The following is a 16,262-nucleotide window of genomic DNA, read 5'->3' as shown; positions in this document are numbered from 1 at the left end:
GCAATGCCATTTTTAAGCATTATTGTGCCAATTTATAATGTCGAGCACTATTTAAAAGAATGTCTAGATAGCATTTTGAATCAAAAATATGAAGATTTTGAGCTCATATTGGTGAATGATGGTTCAACGGATAATAGTGCCAAAATATGTGACGACTATGCCAAATACGATCCAAGAATTGTTGTTATTCATAAAGAAAATGGAGGGCTTGTCAGTGCGCGAAAAGCGGGTCTAAAGGTCGCACATGGCAAGTATATTGGCTACGTGGATAGTGATGATTGGATTGAAGCGGATATGTACCAATCATTATGTGGCGCAGCACATAAATATGATGTAGACATCGTTATTTGTGATATTGTAGAAAATTATCCAAATCAAGAAGTAAGACGCACACAAATGGTTGCACCTGGGTTGTATGAGAAAAACGGGATGGAACAAGAAGTCTATCCGATTATGCTATATGCAGGTGAATATTATCAGTTTGGATTATTTCCTTCTGTCTCGAATAAAATTTTCAAAAAAACGCTTATCCAAAAATTTCAATTGAATGTGGATGAGACAATTCGCATGGGCGAAGATGTAGCTTGTACATATCCTAGCTTACTTGATGCGAACAGTATTTATATATTAGACAAACAATATTTGTATCATTATCGCCAAAATCCCTCTTCTATGACAGCAAGCTATGATCAGAATTTTTTTGAAAAAATCCTCATATTATATGGACATTTAAAACATTTTACACGTAGTAATGAAAAAACAGCCCCCAATTTTGCATATCAACTACAGTATTATTTTACCTATTTAGTTATAGCTGGAGTCAATAATGAATTTAATCCGAAAAATGAGAAGAGCTTGCGTGAGAAAAGGGCCTTTATTAAAAAAATGATGAAACAAAAAGATATTAACGAGGTATTACAGACAATTCGTATAAATGATTTACCATACAAAGTGAAATGTTATATTTGGTTACTGAAGAAGCAACACATTTTATTACTCTATACATTGATTGAGATGAAACGAAGTAGAAGTGGCGAATGAGAACAAAGAAAATCATGTTAAATTTATTTTCTAATGTTATGTTGCAAATCGTTTCAGCGGTCATTAATTTTATTTTGCCTCGATTATTTATGTCAACGTATGGATCCGCGACGAATGGGCTTGTGACGTCTATTAAGCAATTTTTAAGTTATTTAAAAATTGTAGAAGCGGGAGTAGGTAGTGCCTCCATTGCAGCGCTGTACAAACCTTTGGCGATGAAGGAAAAAGAACAAATAAATGGCATTCTATCAGCAACCCATTATTTTTACAGACGGTCAGGTATTATATTTGTAGTTTTAGTAGCCTTATTAGCTATTTTCTATCCATTAATTGTTGGCAAAGAAGTGAGTCCACTTACAGCGTTTTATTTGGTACTCATTTTAGGAATTAGTGGTGTATGGGAGTATTTTTTAATCGGAAAATATTTAGTACTATTAACTGCAGATCAAAAAAGCTATATTATTTTTCGTATACAAACATGCTTATTAATCGCTAGTACAATTTTATCTTTAGTTTTATTAACGCTCGGTTTTTCCATTGTTGTTGTGGTTGGTAGTTCCAGCATGCTGTTACTACTAGATATTCTTTTTTTAAAAGTATATGTCCAAAAAAAATATCCGTATTTCAATAGTAACGTAAAGCCAAATACACCAGCAATTAAAAAAAAGTGGGATGCGTTAATCCATCAAATTGCTTCATTAGTTGTATTTAATACGCCGTTTATATTAATTACTATTTTTCTTGGTCTTGCAGAAGTTAGTGTATTTACGGTGTACAATATGGTATTTAATGCTGTTACATTGTTTATTTCAGCTTTTTCAGGTGCGATGTTAGCAGCCTTTGGAGACATACTTGTAAAAGAAGATCGAGATACATTGCAAAAACATTTTCATCATTTCGAATACGTTTTTTTTGCAGTCGTTGCATTCGGCTATACGTGTACAGCTATTCTAATTTTGCCATTTATAACAATTTATACAGCGGGGATTGAGGATGCAAACTATATAAGACCATGGTTAGCAGCACTCTTTGTAGTTGTAGGCATTGCCAATGCTATTCGAATTCCTGCAAATACATTAGTCAATTCGGCGGGGCATTTTAAAGAGACGAAAATTCGTGCCATTATTGAAGCGACCATAAACTTTAGTGTCTCTTTCGTTCTAGTACAATTTATCGGTGTTGAAGGCATTTTAATTGGTGCACTTTGTTCTTATGCCTATCGTACATGCGACTTACTGCTGTATACGTCTAAAGAAATATTAAAAACTTCAGTATACGTTTCCGTTAAAAAGATTTTACTTAATAGTGTTTTGGCATTCATCGCAGCATCCCCATTTCTATTTTTTATCAAACTACCTATCGTCAGTATCAGTACATGGTTTTTAGCAGCTATATGTATTGCTATCTGGACAATAACTGTTGTTTTTGTTGGAAATTTTATTTTCCAACCTACAACGATGCGAGAAATTTTGCTGCACGTAAAGCGTGTCATTTCCAACGACTAAAAGCTTTTCCTTCGTTTTTAAGTAAGTGAGATAAGCTAAATTACCAAATAGAAAATAAGTTGAATTGCTTAGAAATGGCAGGTGGGAAAATGAAGCCAGTAGTTAAGGAAATATTTTTACTAAGGTTTGTAGCCTGTTTGGGAATTGTTTTAATGCATAGTGTCACTTTAGTATTGGACATATACGATATAGAAGAAAATACTTTATTTTTTGTACTGACATCCCTTCAATTAGCTTTAATGTTTGGGACACCTGTCTTTATATTTATTTCAGAATTTGTAATGGCGTATTCCTATTCTGATGAATTGCCAAAAAGATTTTATAAAAAACGTTTTTCTTATATTTTTCTTCCTTTTATTTTTATTGGCATTGTAGATGCGGCCCTTCATTCCATTCATATAAATAGTGTTGATTTTGAAAAAAAGCTGTTATTAAATTTTTTTGAAGGGGATTTTCACGGCTATTTTATTATCATCATTTTCCAGTTTTATTTTTTGCATCCGTTATTTGTAAAATTTATTGTTGCGAAATATTCAGCCTTCCAAGTTATCGTCACAGCATGTCTCATTAATTTTATTTACCTTGCTGTTTTCAATTTTTTTGACCCATTTAAGTATTTGTATTTTCTACCTTATATAGAAGTGGAATGGACTGTATTGAATAAGATGCCATTTCCTGCTTGGATCGCCTATTTTGTCGTTGCTTATTACTGTGGGAAAAATTATGAACAGTTTCTTTCGTTACTCCATCGACTGCGTTATGTATTACCAACTGTTTGTTTACTCATGCTAGCTATGTTACTTACTAGCCAATGGTCTGGCTTAATTACAGAAGTTCACTCAAAGAGGATTGATGTTATTTTTTACACATTGAGTGTAGCTTTTCTATTGTTTTTCATTGCCAGTAAAATAAAAACAATGCCTAAATTAATTATTTTCATTAGTCGTTACTCTTTCGGCATTTATTTACTACACCCCATTTTTAACATCATGTTAAAAGGTTTTTTTGTGAAATATATCGATATATTAAATCCTTTTACTGTTATCGTCAGCACATTTTTACTCAGCACGATAAGCTCCATTTGTGTCGTATTTTTGCTCAATAAATGGAAATTCGGTCCTTATTTAGTTGGTCAAGTGTATGCAAAAGAAAAATCAGATAATAAAATGAAACTGAGCCAAACAAAGCATTTGGTCAATCATCGTTAAGGACGTATTAGCTTTGTTGTTAAAAACAAATAAATAGAACATAAACCTTGAAACGAATTTTTCTTGTTATTTTTGCGATTGTCGAAGAAAAAATGGTAAACTCTAATGAGTGTTATTGATAGAAAGAGTGGTTTTGTAAAAATGAAAGTACTATTTATTGGAGACATCGTCGGATCAATTGGCCGAGATGCGGTAGAAAAATATTTACCACGATTGAAAAGGAAATATAATCCAAATGTAGTTATTGCAAATGGTGAAAACGCTGCAGCAGGTCGTGGGATTACACGCAATATTTATAATGATTTGTTACAAATGGGTGTAGACGTTATTACAATGGGTAACCACACTTGGGATAATAAAGATATTTTTGATTTTATTGATGATGCAGATTACTTAATTCGACCAGCAAACTTTTCAACAGAGGCACCAGGTAAGGGTATGGTACAAATTTCGAAAAATGGTGTAACGTTATCGGTTATTAATTTACACGGTCGTGTATTTTTACCACCGCATGAAGATCCGTTTGCAATGGCAGAGAAATTAATCGAAGAAGCGCATAAAACGTCACCACTAGTATTCGTGGATTTCCACGCAGAAGCGACAAGTGAAAAAATCGCACTTGGTTGGCACTTAGATGGCAAGGCATCGGCAGTTGTTGGCACACATACGCATGTGCAAACAGCTGATGCACGTATTTATCCGAATGGTACTGCTTATATTACGGACGTCGGCATGACAGGACCGTATGATGAAATCTTAGGGATGACAAAGGAAAGTGTTATTTACAAATTCCAAACTAATATGCCATCTCGTTTTGAAGTACCAAAAAAGGGTCGCGATGTGTTAAGTGGCTTTTATGTTGATATTGATGACAAGACAGGGAAAGCTGTTCATTGTGAAAGAATATATATTAATGAGGACTATCCGTTCCAAGCGTAATGAAAAATACTGTGCATAATTCATGCACAGTATTTTTTTTTATTTGCTGTTTACTCCGCTTTAAATATGAGTTTATTAGTATTCAAAATGTATTTAAACGAATAAAAACATCAAGTATTTCATTAGTTTACAATATATCAGAAATGAAAATAGTCTATTTTCATTTTGCTGAGCATAAAATGACCTACGGACAATAACTTGAGGTTCAAAAAGGGGGACACGAGTTATTGAGCGTAAACACTATTCGCGAAACGGGGAGGAATAATTGTGGATTCATTAAAAGTATCATCACGCTCTAATCCAAATTCAGTTGCAGGTGCATTAGTCGCGGTAATCAGAGAAAAAGGGCAAGCAGAAATGCAGGCAGTTGGGGCAGGTGCACTTAACCAAGCCGTGAAAGCAGTGGCCATCGCACGCGGATTTGTAGCGCCAAGTGGCACAGATTTAATTTGCGCACCGGCGTTTGCCGATATTTTAATTGCTGGTGAAGAACGTACAGCCTTAAAGCTGCTAGTAGAAAAACGTGTTCGATAATAAAGTAGAACTTTAATCGGTGGGGGGTGACCCCACCGATTATTAGTTAGACAGTGGTGATTTTTATTCCACTATAAAGAATGTTAAAAAGTACAAGCCCTATCACTACTTCTTTCTTCTAGGAGTTAATGTGATAGGGCTTCTTTGTTCCTATCTTAGTGTCAGGCACCGAAACAATTCTGAAATTTCATGACAAAGCCAGTAGTGTTAACTAAGTAAAAATCCACGCAGACTCCTGCGGGAACGCACGCAATGTAAGAGGGAACAGACGGTGGGACAGCGACGGCTACGGCTTAAGTCGTGCCCGCGGAAAGCAGAGTGGATTTTTACGAAATAGGAGCAGAGCATATGCCAGTTGCCCACGGTATAGTGACAAGCACATAAACAATTTAAGCCAAAGTGCCAGGCACGCAAACAATTTTCACTTTGCCAATTCAAACTATCTAAGTAAAAATCCACGCAGACTCCTGCGGGAACGCACGTAATGTAAGACGCAACAGACGGCGCGCTAGCGACGGTTGCGGCTTACATCGTGCCCGCGGAAAGCGGAGTGGATTTTTACGCTATAAGAAGCCGTTATTATGCAATTAGCATTGCCTGAATCCAAAAATAAATGTCCATTAATGCACTTGAAATCAGCAAGTTAATTTTTTAGACTTTATTGGTTTGAAAATTACAACATTTTGAACAACATTTTCAGTCAAAGGTCTGAATTTCGCCCAATTCATTGAATAACAATAGTGTAGACCGTTTCTTCGTGTTAAACTTATGAAGGAAAAAAATAATAGTATACATTGGATTTAAGGAGTTGTTGAGATGTTACATCAGCTTTCGTGGAAAGTCGGTGGGCAGCAAGGTGAAGGGATTGAGAGTACAGGTGAGATTTTCTCGATGGCAATGAATCGTTTAGGTTATTTCCTTTACGGTTATCGTCACTTCTCTTCTCGTATAAAAGGTGGCCACACTAATAATAAAATTACAGTTCGTCCAACAGAAGTACGTTCCATTGCGGATGATTTAGATATTTTAGTGGCGTTCGATCAAGAAACAATCGACGTCAATTATAAAGAATTAACAGAAAAGGGCATTATTTTAGCCGATGCAAAATTTGAACCTGTAAAACCAGAGGATTCAAAAGCACCATTATTTGCAGTACCTTTTACAGAGGTGGCGGCAGAGCTCGGTACTACGTTAATGAAAAACATGGTAGCTATCGGGGCGACTGCATCTCTTCTAAACCTAGAAGATGCTGTGTTCCAAAATGTTGTAGATGACATCTTCGGCAAAAAAGGGGAAGAAGTTGTTCAGAAAAACATGGAAGCAATCGCGCGCGGTCATGAAATGATGAATGAACTATTAGGCGATCGTATTGGTGAGTGGGCATTAGCTCCAGCTGATGGTAAACGCCGTATGTTTATGATTGGGAATGATGCAGTAGCGCTTGGTGCATTAGCTGCCGGGACACGCTTTATGGCGGCATATCCGATTACTCCTGCGTCAGAAATTATGGAATACTTAATTAAAAAATTACCTAAATTTGGTGGCGCGGTTATTCAAACAGAAGATGAGATTGCTGCAGCGACTATGGCAATTGGTGCAAATTTTGGTGGTGTACGTTCATTTACAGCGTCAGCAGGTCCTGGTCTTTCTCTTATGATGGAAGCAATCGGGCTTTCTGGTATGACAGAGCAACCACTAGTTGTTGTGGACACACAACGTGGCGGTCCATCTACTGGTTTACCAACGAAACAAGAACAATCAGATTTAATGGCAATGCTTTACGGTACGCATGGTGAAATTCCGAAAGTTGTCATTGCACCTTCAACGATGGAAGAAGCGTTCTTTGACACAATCCAAGCGTTTAATATTGCAGAGGAATTACAATTGCCTGTTATTTTAATGACTGACTTACAGTTATCACTTGGTAAACAAACGGTTGAACCATTCGATTACAACAAAATTGAAATTCGTCGTGGGAAAATTGTTACAGACGATCTTGAAGCATCAGCAGATAAAGCTTACTTCAAACGTTATGAAGATACAGAAGACGGTATTTCGCCACGCGTACTACCAGGTCATTTAAACGGTATCCACCATGTAACAGGCGTTGAGCATGATGAAACAGGGAAGCCATCTGAAGCTACTGGCAATCGTCGTACACAAATGGACAAACGCTTCCGTAAGCTCGAAGCATTGAAATTCGATACACCTGTTTATAAAAATGCACCACATGAAGAAGCAGATGTTTTATTAGTAGGCTTTAACTCAACACGTGGCGCTATTGAAGAAGTACAAGAGCGCTTAAACGCTCAAGGTATGAAGGTGAACCATGCACATATTCGCTTAATTCACCCATTCCCATCTGCTGATATGGCACCTCTTGTGGCGAACGCGAAAAAAGTAATCGTTGTAGAAAACAACTACACAGGTCAATTAGCGAATATCATGAAAATGAATATTGGTGGTCACGGTAAGATTGAGATGATTACAAAATATAACGGAACACCGTTTTTACCAGGTGAATTAGAAAATAGAGTGAAGGAGTTGACTCGCTAATGGCAACATTTAAGGATTTTCGTAATACAGTGAAACCAAACTGGTGCCCAGGTTGTGGCGACTTCTCTGTACAGGCTGCCATTCAACGTGCAGCAGCAAATGTAGGAATAGAGCCGAACGAACTAGCCGTTATTTCTGGTATTGGTTGTTCAGGTCGTATTTCGGGCTATATTAATTCATATGGTTTCCATGGCATTCATGGTCGTGCATTACCGATTGCACAAGGATTAAAAATGGCGAACCGTGATCTAAATGTTATCGCTTCTGGTGGTGACGGAGATGGTTTTGCGATTGGTATGGGGCATACAATTCATGCCATTCGTCGTAATATCGACATCACATATGTTGTTATGGATAACCAAATTTACGGTTTAACAAAAGGTCAAACATCTCCACGCTCGGCCGCTGGATTTATTACAAAATCTACGCCAGGTGGTGCAATTGAGCCATCGTTAAAACCGTTAGAAGTCGCATTAACAAGCGGCGCTACATTTGTGGCACAAGGTTTCTCAACGGATATTAAAGAATTAACAGCTTTAATAGAAGCGGGCATTAATCATAAAGGCTTTTCATTTATCAACGTATTTTCACCATGTGTCACATACAACAAAGTGAATACGTATGATTGGTTTAAAGAAAACTTAACAAAGCTTGCTGATATTGAAGGTTATGATAATGCTGACCGTGGCATGGCAATGCGCACAGTAATGGAGCATGAAGGCTTAGTAACAGGTATTATTTATCAAGATAAAGAAACAACTTCTTATCAAGAAAAAGTTCCTGGTTACGCTGAGTTACCACTAACGGATATTGATATTAAAATGAGTGAAAATCAATTCGATGCACTTGTGCAAGAATTTATGTAAATAAGATTGCTTAAAGCCACAATTTTAATATTGTGGCTTTTAGTATGTAAATAAAAGGCATCAAGAAGAGTTTTTCACTCTTGATGCCTTATGTTGTGTCAGGTACAAAAACAATTTCTAGATTTGCATTCTATTACTAACTAAGTAAAAATCCGCGCAGACTCCTGCGGGAACGCATGTAATGGTAGACAGAACAGGCGGCGCGACAGCGACGGTTGCGGCTTACGTCGTGCCCGCGGAAAGCGTCACACGCGGCGGAAATCAACTTACATTTTTAATAGTGAAAATTCATCAATGATTAATAGGGAGCGTACGCGGGTAAAATTAAAGGGAAAAATGATACAATAAAAGAAAAAAAAGAGGCGATGTTCGTGAATAATATCATTGATTTTATTGCGAAGAAAAAGGAACGTGAAGAACGGCAGCGTGCACAAGATTTAGAACGTTATGTTGCGACTCAATGTAAATTTCATCAGCCAGAAAACATAGACGCTCTTGTTGATGGTAAAGTAATTGAAGTGAAAGATCATACACTTTTTTTAGGTTTCTTATCAATTTTAAAAGATGAACAAATAGAGCCGCTTCATATCTTTCAGGACGTTTTTTCATTAGAACCAAGCCGTTTTGAAATAGCCTACAACATGAAATGGTGGTCGGTTGTTCAGCTTGCTTTTACATTTTTAACGATTTTAAAGGAAAATGAACCGCATACATATGCAGATTTTCTAGGACTATCTTGATTTATCTGGGGTGTGTGCACGTCTGAAAGACTAAACAAACGTGCGCATACACAACTGGATTCCTCTTTTTACATCAAAAGAATACAATCATCTTTACAATTCCTCTAATACTTCAAAAACTTCACATATATTTATAATCTCTCAATAATGTTTACGAAATATTTTTAAGCCATCCATACTTGCTTAATGTTTGTTTTATAAGATTACTGTTGTAAGCAAATAAAAATAAACACAAACAAATGGAGGGTCCAACTCATGACAATTCAAAAGTTATGGAAGAAAGGCTTTATCGGTGCATTAGCAATTTCAATGTTGGCGGCTTGCTCAGACAGTTCTTCTACTTCAAATGAGGTAAATAGTGATGCAACACTTGAAGAAATTACGGAACAAGCGAAACAAGAAGGAACTGTTCATTCAGTCGGAATGCCAGATACATGGGCAAACTGGGTAGAGACTTGGCAAGAGCTTGATAGTGAATATGCCATCAAGCATCAGGATACAGATATGTCGAGTGCGGAAGAACTAGCAAAATTTGAAGCTGAAAAAGATGATGCTACTGCTGATATTGGGGATGTAGGGATTGCCTTTGGACCAATTGCCAAAGATAAAGGCTTAACATTGCCATACAAAACATCGTATTGGGATGATATTCCTGAATGGGCGAAAGATGATGAAGGCCATTGGATTGTTGGCTATACAGGCACAATTTCATTTTTAACAGACATAAACAATGTGAAAAATGCACCAACCTCTTGGGAGGATCTTAAAAATGGAGATTATCATGTCAGCATAGGGGATGCTTTAACAGCAAACCAAGCACAATTTGCGATTTTAGCCGCAGCAATGGCTTTCGGAGGCGATGAATCGAATATTCAACCAGGTATTGATTTCTTTGCGGAATTAGCGCAACAAGGGCGTTTGCAGGGAGATCCATCAGTCGCTAATTTAGAAAAAGGCGAAATTGATGTAGCAATCTTATGGGACTTTAATGCATTAGGCTATCGTCATCAAATTGATGAAAAACGCTTTGATGTAGTAATTCCTTCAGAAGGCTCTGTAACATCAGGCTATGCCACGATAATAAATAAGTATGCGAAAAACCCTTATGCGGCCATGTTAACACGAGAATATATTTTATCGGATGCTGGACAAGAAAATTTAGCAAAAGGTTACGCACGACCAATTCGTGAGAATGTGAAGTTATCACAGCAAGTACAGGATTTATTACTACCTGCAGAAATGTATAAAAATGCACAACCAGTTAATGATCAAAAGCAGTGGGAAGAAACGACAAAACAAATTCCACAAATGTATCAAGAGCAGGTATTAATTCATGCCAAATAAAAAAGTCGCTCTCATTGTCATTGATGCCCTTCGATTTGATACAGCATGTACACATATGGGATTTATGCAACATTTAGTAGAACGTAATTTGGCTTCACGTTTCGAGGTTCGTTCTGAAGTACCGTCTTTATCGAGACCATTATATGAAACGATTTTAACGGGAACTCCACCAATCGTTCATGGTGTAACAAGTAATATATCGGTGCGCTTATCGACACAAACTAGTTTATTTCATTTGGCGAAGTCCAATGGTTTATCTACAGCAGCAGCTGCTTACTATTGGGTAAGTGAGCTATACAATCGAGCGCCATTCCAGCATATGGAGGACCGTTTACAGTTCGATACAAAGCTCCCGATTGAAAATGGCTTGTTCTATTTTGAAGACCATTACCCAGATAGTCATTTGTTTGCAGAGGCAGCGTGGTTAATGGATCAAAAGCAACCCGATTTCTTATATATTCACCCGATGAATGTAGATGATGATGGGCATAAGTTTACAGCGGACTCAGCGCCATATCGTAATCGCGTATTGGCTGTAGATGCACTATTGTCGCTGTTTATACCAAAATGTATGGCACAGGGGTACGAAGTAATTGTGACGGCAGATCATGGGATGACAAGTGATGGCAATCATGGCGGGTCGACGATTGAGGATCGACATGTACCAATGTTTGTCATTTCCCAAGCTGTAAAAGCAGGTGTGAAGGATGGCGTGGTGTCTCAGCTGCAAGTCGCACCCCTCTGTTGTCATTTAATGAATATAGAGCCTTCTGAAGAGATGGTCCCTCTATTATTAGAAGGTGTACAGACATTAAAACAAACGAATTAGTTGAATTCATGCCCTTTAGCATTAAAGTTTATATATTTATAAGTTAGAAAGAAGTGATAGTTTTGATATCCAAGCGGCAATCTTTTGCCTGGCTTACACCTTTCCTGTTACTTGTATTGTTATTTTTCCTAGTGCCATTACTGTACATGCTTGTAACGAGCTTTAGTAATAACGAAGGTTTTACGTTGGCGCAATATAAATCTGTATTAACAAATAATTATATTTTACAAGGGTTTAAAAATAGTGTGACGTTATCGGTCATTTCTGCTGTAGTAGCGCTAGTAGTTACGTTGTTTGCAGTTTTTGCGATGACCAACTTTTCACAGCCAGTACGCGAGAAAATATTAATAGTAACAAATTTAACTTCGAATTTTTCAGGTATTCCTTTAGCTTTTGCGTTTATTGTCTTGCTTGGCAATAGTGGGCTATTTACATTGCTATTTGAAAAATGGGAAATAGGCGCTTTATCGTCCTTTTCCCTTTATAGCTGGAGTGGTTTATTGCTCATTTATATTTATTTCCAACTGCCGTTAGCACTAATGCTACTGTATCCGATTTATGATGGCATACAGCAGCAATGGAAGGAAGCGGCTGCGCTTTTAGGTGCTTCGACTTTTCAGTTTTGGATGAAAATAGGAATACCCGTTATGTTACCAGGTATTGTGGGAACCTTTAGCGTGTTATTTGCCAATGCAATGGGAGCCTATGCATCTGCATACGCTCTAACTAGTAGTAATTATAATTTAGTTGCTATCCGTATTGGTGCACTGATTAAGGGAGATATTTTTGCACAACCCGAGTTAGCAAGTGCTATTGCCGTCTTACTGGCGGTAACGATGGTGACCGCAATGCTAATAAGTGAATGGAGCATAAAGAAAACAAGGGGGAAATTGTGATGAAAAAAAGAGGCTTTGCTAATATCGTCTTCCTCCTTTTAATGTTGTATTTGCTATTACCAATTGTAGCGACAATACTTTATGCCTTTTCATCAAAATGGCATAAAACGATTTTCCCAGAGGGACTGACATTCAAGTGGCTTGCTACACTATTTCAGGATGCAGCATTTATGCAGGCATTTGGACGTTCTGTCTTCCTTGCAGGAAGTGCGGTCGCCATTGCATTATTCGTTATTGTCCCTGCGATATTTGTCATAGTTTTATATTTTCCAAAGTATGAGAAATGGATTCAAGTGGCAGTCGTTATGGTGTATTCATTTCCAGGCATTATATTAGCCGTTGGATTAATCCACGTGTATTCAACAGTAGGCGTACCGATGATAGTGGTCGTATTGGGTGCCTACGTAATTGGTATTTTGCCTTATATTTATCAAGGGACTCGCAATAGCTTGCGTAATGTAGATGCAAGGCAACTGTTGGACGCCGCACAATTATTAGGTGCAACGAAAATGCAGGCATTTACGAAAATACTGTTACCTACCGTTTATCCAGGCTTGTTCGTTGGCGCACTATTATCATTTTCAGTGCTATTTGGCGAATTTGTACTTATTAATTTAGTAGTAGGCTCGCGCTTTGAAACTGTACAAATTTATTTAATGAAAAAGCTAAGTACGAGTGGTCATATTGCTAGTGCGGTCGTCTTTATTTATATCGTACTTATGGGCTTATTAACGTTCGCGATTGCGATATTAACGAAACGTTCGAAAGGTGCGACAAATGTATGAGCTATATTGTTATTGAAGGACTTCATAAAAAATATGAAAAAACAACTGTCTTATCAAATATCGATATGACGATTGAAAAAGGTCAATTTATTACGCTTTTAGGGCCAAGTGGTTGTGGGAAAAGTACTATTTTGCGAATTATTGCGGGCTTAACGGATGCTACAGCAGGAAAAATACAAATTGAAGGAAAAAATATGGGCGGCATCCAACCGAAAGAGCGCCAGGTTGGAATGGTATTTCAATCCTATGCATTATTTCCGAACATGACCGTCAAAGAAAATATTGCCTTTGGCTTACGAATGCACAAAATAAATAATGCTGAAGTGGAGCACCGTGTGCAGGAAATTCTAGCGATCGTACATTTGACAGAAAAGGCGAATGCATTTCCAAAGGAATTGTCTGGGGGTCAACAGCAACGTGTAGCGCTTGCACGTGCGCTCGTTGTACGACCTAAAGTGTTACTTTTAGATGAACCACTAAGTGCGCTTGATGCGCAAATACGGAAAAAATTACAGAGTGATTTACGAGCAATCCAACGACAGCTTGGGATGACAATGATTTTAGTAACTCATGATCAGGATGAGGCGATGGCAGTATCAGACAAAATATTTGTTATGAGTAATGGCGAAATTGCACAAAGTGGCACACCGACAGAAATTTATATGAATCCCAAAAGTGAGTTTATCGCGAATTTTATTGGTCATTATAATGTCTTTCCACGCCAAGTGTTAGAGACGATGGTTGGATTAAAATTGCCTGGAGATAGTGGGAAGTTTGCCATTCGACCTGAAGCTATTCATGTCGAGAAGAAAGATGGAGACCTTTGTCTTTTAGGTGTTGCGACACAGTCGTTAATGAGTGGCAATATCGTTCGTACAACTTTGGAAGGTAACTGTGTATTTACAATGGAGCAATTACATCAACGAGGACAAATGCTTGAACTCGGTAGAAACTATGCGTGTTACGTGGCGAAGGAAGATGTGATTGCACTATCATGACGTATGCAAAAATTGAACGCTTCGAATTTATTTTAAAACAATTAGAGCTTGATGGAAAAATTATTGTCACAAATATCGCAGAAGCACTGTTCGTCGCACCTGAAACGGTTCGGCGGGATTTGGATGAGCTGGAGCAGCAGCATCTATTGACGAGAGTGCATGGAGGAGCAATTAAGTATACAAATGTGCGAACAGAACCTGCATTTTTTCGGAAATTGCAAATGCAAAAAGAGGCAAAGTGTACAATTGCTCGGCAGGCAGCGATGCGAATATGTGATGGCGATACGATAGCAGTTGATACAGGAACAACAACAGTTCACATAGCAGATTACTTAATGGCAATTGATGATATTACTGTTGTTACGCATTCAATAGCAGCTGCTGCACAATTTAATCTTGCCATTGAAGAAAGACGGATGACAGGGAAAGTTATATTACTGGGTGGAACAACAAACCCTAGACAAGCTTCGGTTGCTGGTGCAATGACATTAGAATGGTTAGGCAATATGAATTTTGACAAAGCATTTTTATCTTGCGGCGGCATGAAGAATGGCATTGTATATGATTATGATTTAGATGAATCACTGATTTCCAAAAAGATGCTACAGCAAAGTAAGAAATCAATACTTTTAGCTGATGCATCAAAAATTAATGGTCAATCATTTTATCAAATCTGTCATTTAGCTCAATGTACGGAAATCATGTGTGATATTGCTTGCCCAGAAGACTGGCACGAATATGAAGAACAATGGACTGTATGTAGTGGAGGGAAAAGTGGATGACAATTGATTACCATGTACATTTAGAGGAGGGGCCATATTCTTTCCGTTGGCTGGAGCGAACTACACGTGCGATATCGCACTTTCATGAGGCTAACAGTGCTGCTAAAGGTTCAAAAGCGCTGGTCGAATGGCAAGTGTCAGCGTTGGCTAGTCGATTACACAATGGCTGTTATAGTGAAGACTGGCTCGATCTGTATTTACAAAAGGCAAAACAACTTGGTTTACAAGAGGTTGGGATTGTCGATCATTTGTATCGTTTTCAGGAAGCACGTGCCTATTTTGAACGATATATGCAATTAGATGATTCACAAGAAATCGGTCAACTGCAACGATACTGGCTAGATAGTGTGATGACTGAAAATATGGACGATTTCGTATTAGCGATAGCAAAAGCAAAAAAAAGATGGCGTCAGCATGGTGTCGAGTTAAAGCTAGGTATTGAAGCGGATTACTTTGTAGGTGGCGAGAAAGAATTGACGTCACTACTACAAGGACAACATTGGGATTATGTAATTGGTTCTGTTCATTTTGTAGATGGCTGGGGCTTTGATAATCCACAAACGGAGCATCTGTTTGCTAATATGGCGCCCACAACACTGCAGATGAACTATGCGCAGTTTTTTACAACGGTCTTGCAAATGATACAGTCTAATATGTTTGATTTCGTAGCTCACCTGGATAACTTTAAAGTCTTTAATTATTATGTTGAGGATGAGGCATTTAATCTACAATGGTATGAACAAATTGCACAAGCGCTCGTCCATACACAAACAGCTACAGAAATTAATGCAGGATTATATTATCGCTATCCCGTCCAAGAAATGTGCCCTGGGCCATTGTTTTTGCAAGTTTTAGTGCAACATGGTGTAGAGTTTACCGTTTCTTCGGACGCCCACTTCCCTGATGATTTAGGGAAATATACATTTGATAATGCCGATTTACTAAAAAGCTTAGGTGTTCAACATCTTGTAGGATTCAATCAACGTACAAAAAAATATATAGCGTTATAACAAAAATCACCGTTGATAATGTCATCGGTGATTTTTTCTAGGTATCAATGCTAAGTGTCATGCATTTAAACAGTTATACTTGTTGTTGGTAGCGAAGGCGGTGACTCCTTTAATGCACCCAGCGTAAGACGCAACAGACCACGCGATAGCGGGGGTTGCGGCTTACGTGTGTGCCCGCGGAAAGCACCGCCGTAGTGGACAAACGACATTGCCAAAAAGTGTTAGTTTG

At 37.9% G+C, this 16,262-nt stretch carries 15 protein-coding genes; all 15 read left to right on the top strand.

Annotation, left to right across the window (positions count from 1 at the left end):
- The first annotated feature begins 3 nt into the window (after positions 1-3).
- The 15 genes from JNUCC52_RS08030 to JNUCC52_RS07960 all read left to right on the top strand — a co-directional run bounded on the left by JNUCC52_RS08030 (position 4) and on the right by JNUCC52_RS07960 (position 16,033).
- A complete protein-coding gene (locus JNUCC52_RS08030; RefSeq protein ID WP_337981891.1) occupies positions 4-1,041 on the top strand; it encodes a glycosyltransferase family 2 protein in 1,038 nt (345 codons plus the stop codon).
- Positions 1,038-2,546, top strand: a complete 1,509-nt coding sequence (locus JNUCC52_RS08025; protein ID WP_337981890.1) for a lipopolysaccharide biosynthesis protein — start codon at positions 1,038-1,040, stop codon at positions 2,544-2,546. The genes JNUCC52_RS08030 and JNUCC52_RS08025 overlap by 4 nt, the downstream gene beginning before the upstream one ends.
- Positions 2,547-2,635: 89 nt before the next feature.
- Positions 2,636-3,754, top strand: a complete 1,119-nt coding sequence (locus JNUCC52_RS08020; RefSeq protein ID WP_173477682.1) for an acyltransferase family protein — start codon at positions 2,636-2,638, stop codon at positions 3,752-3,754.
- 141 nt (positions 3,755-3,895) lie between these two features.
- A complete protein-coding gene (locus tag JNUCC52_RS08015) occupies positions 3,896-4,693 on the top strand; it encodes a TIGR00282 family metallophosphoesterase (protein WP_173477681.1) in 798 nt (265 codons plus the stop codon).
- A 267-nt stretch (positions 4,694-4,960) separates the two neighbouring features.
- The gene (locus JNUCC52_RS08010) at positions 4,961-5,227 is read left to right on the top strand and encodes a stage V sporulation protein S (RefSeq protein WP_010858535.1); all 267 of its coding nucleotides are present in this window, start codon (positions 4,961-4,963) and stop codon (positions 5,225-5,227) included.
- Between the two features lie 816 nt (positions 5,228-6,043).
- Positions 6,044-7,783 carry a 2-oxoacid:acceptor oxidoreductase subunit alpha gene (locus JNUCC52_RS08005; protein ID WP_228134388.1) on the top strand — a complete coding sequence of 580 codons (1,740 nt, stop codon included), beginning with the start codon at positions 6,044-6,046 and terminating at the stop codon, positions 7,781-7,783.
- Complete coding sequence (locus JNUCC52_RS08000) at positions 7,783-8,649, top strand: 2-oxoacid:ferredoxin oxidoreductase subunit beta (protein ID WP_228134389.1); 867 nt, start codon at positions 7,783-7,785, stop codon at positions 8,647-8,649. The genes JNUCC52_RS08005 and JNUCC52_RS08000 overlap by 1 nt, the downstream gene beginning before the upstream one ends.
- A gap of 365 nt (positions 8,650-9,014) precedes the next feature.
- Positions 9,015-9,389 carry a 2-oxoglutarate ferredoxin oxidoreductase subunit beta gene (locus JNUCC52_RS07995; RefSeq protein ID WP_228134390.1) on the top strand — a complete coding sequence of 125 codons (375 nt, stop codon included), beginning with the start codon at positions 9,015-9,017 and terminating at the stop codon, positions 9,387-9,389.
- 255 nt (positions 9,390-9,644) lie between these two features.
- The gene (locus JNUCC52_RS07990) at positions 9,645-10,733 is read left to right on the top strand and encodes an ABC transporter substrate-binding protein (RefSeq protein ID WP_337981889.1); all 1,089 of its coding nucleotides are present in this window, start codon (positions 9,645-9,647) and stop codon (positions 10,731-10,733) included.
- Positions 10,723-11,562 carry an alkaline phosphatase family protein gene (locus tag JNUCC52_RS07985; RefSeq protein WP_228134392.1) on the top strand — a complete coding sequence of 280 codons (840 nt, stop codon included), beginning with the start codon at positions 10,723-10,725 and terminating at the stop codon, positions 11,560-11,562. Before JNUCC52_RS07990 ends, JNUCC52_RS07985 begins: the two co-directional genes overlap by 11 nt.
- Positions 11,563-11,615: 53 nt before the next feature.
- On the top strand, positions 11,616-12,458 hold the full coding sequence (locus JNUCC52_RS07980) for an ABC transporter permease (RefSeq protein ID WP_228134393.1): 843 nt from the start codon (positions 11,616-11,618) through the stop codon (positions 12,456-12,458).
- The gene (locus tag JNUCC52_RS07975) at positions 12,458-13,243 is read left to right on the top strand and encodes an ABC transporter permease (protein ID WP_337981888.1); all 786 of its coding nucleotides are present in this window, start codon (positions 12,458-12,460) and stop codon (positions 13,241-13,243) included. The genes JNUCC52_RS07980 and JNUCC52_RS07975 overlap by 1 nt, the downstream gene beginning before the upstream one ends.
- Positions 13,240-14,241: an ABC transporter ATP-binding protein gene (locus JNUCC52_RS07970; RefSeq protein ID WP_337981887.1), complete on the top strand. Its 1,002-nt coding sequence runs from the start codon at positions 13,240-13,242 to the stop codon at positions 14,239-14,241. The genes JNUCC52_RS07975 and JNUCC52_RS07970 overlap by 4 nt, the downstream gene beginning before the upstream one ends.
- Complete coding sequence (locus JNUCC52_RS07965) at positions 14,238-15,023, top strand: DeoR/GlpR family DNA-binding transcription regulator (RefSeq protein ID WP_337981886.1); 786 nt, start codon at positions 14,238-14,240, stop codon at positions 15,021-15,023. The genes JNUCC52_RS07970 and JNUCC52_RS07965 overlap by 4 nt, the downstream gene beginning before the upstream one ends.
- The gene (locus JNUCC52_RS07960; RefSeq protein WP_337981885.1) at positions 15,020-16,033 is read left to right on the top strand and encodes a histidinol phosphate phosphatase domain-containing protein; all 1,014 of its coding nucleotides are present in this window, start codon (positions 15,020-15,022) and stop codon (positions 16,031-16,033) included. Before JNUCC52_RS07965 ends, JNUCC52_RS07960 begins: the two co-directional genes overlap by 4 nt.
- Positions 16,034-16,262 lie beyond the last annotated feature (229 nt).

The sequence above is a fragment of the Lysinibacillus sp. JNUCC-52 genome (assembly GCF_015999545.1).
Taxonomy (GTDB): domain Bacteria; phylum Bacillota; class Bacilli; order Bacillales_A; family Planococcaceae; genus Lysinibacillus.
Note: the sequence above shows the minus strand (reverse complement) of the source record. Positions and strands in the feature narration are given on the sequence as shown.

What these genes read in the sequence shown, in the direction of transcription:
- JNUCC52_RS08030 (WP_337981891.1), top strand. Translation starts at nt 4, where the DNA reads ATGCCATTTTTAAGCATTATTGTGCCAATTTATAATGTCGAGCACTAT.
- JNUCC52_RS08025 (WP_337981890.1), top strand. Translation starts at nt 1,038, where the DNA reads ATGAGAACAAAGAAAATCATGTTAAATTTATTTTCTAATGTTATGTTG.
- JNUCC52_RS08020 (WP_173477682.1), top strand. Translation starts at nt 2,636, where the DNA reads ATGAAGCCAGTAGTTAAGGAAATATTTTTACTAAGGTTTGTAGCCTGT.
- JNUCC52_RS08015 (WP_173477681.1), top strand. Translation starts at nt 3,896, where the DNA reads ATGAAAGTACTATTTATTGGAGACATCGTCGGATCAATTGGCCGAGAT.
- JNUCC52_RS08005 (WP_228134388.1), top strand. Translation starts at nt 6,044, where the DNA reads ATGTTACATCAGCTTTCGTGGAAAGTCGGTGGGCAGCAAGGTGAAGGG.
- JNUCC52_RS08000 (WP_228134389.1), top strand. Translation starts at nt 7,783, where the DNA reads ATGGCAACATTTAAGGATTTTCGTAATACAGTGAAACCAAACTGGTGC.
- JNUCC52_RS07995 (WP_228134390.1), top strand. Translation starts at nt 9,015, where the DNA reads ATGTTCGTGAATAATATCATTGATTTTATTGCGAAGAAAAAGGAACGT.
- JNUCC52_RS07990 (WP_337981889.1), top strand. Translation starts at nt 9,645, where the DNA reads ATGACAATTCAAAAGTTATGGAAGAAAGGCTTTATCGGTGCATTAGCA.
- JNUCC52_RS07985 (WP_228134392.1), top strand. Translation starts at nt 10,723, where the DNA reads ATGCCAAATAAAAAAGTCGCTCTCATTGTCATTGATGCCCTTCGATTT.
- JNUCC52_RS07975 (WP_337981888.1), top strand. Translation starts at nt 12,458, where the DNA reads ATGAAAAAAAGAGGCTTTGCTAATATCGTCTTCCTCCTTTTAATGTTG.
- JNUCC52_RS07970 (WP_337981887.1), top strand. Translation starts at nt 13,240, where the DNA reads ATGAGCTATATTGTTATTGAAGGACTTCATAAAAAATATGAAAAAACA.
- JNUCC52_RS07965 (WP_337981886.1), top strand. Translation starts at nt 14,238, where the DNA reads ATGACGTATGCAAAAATTGAACGCTTCGAATTTATTTTAAAACAATTA.
- JNUCC52_RS07960 (WP_337981885.1), top strand. Translation starts at nt 15,020, where the DNA reads ATGACAATTGATTACCATGTACATTTAGAGGAGGGGCCATATTCTTTC.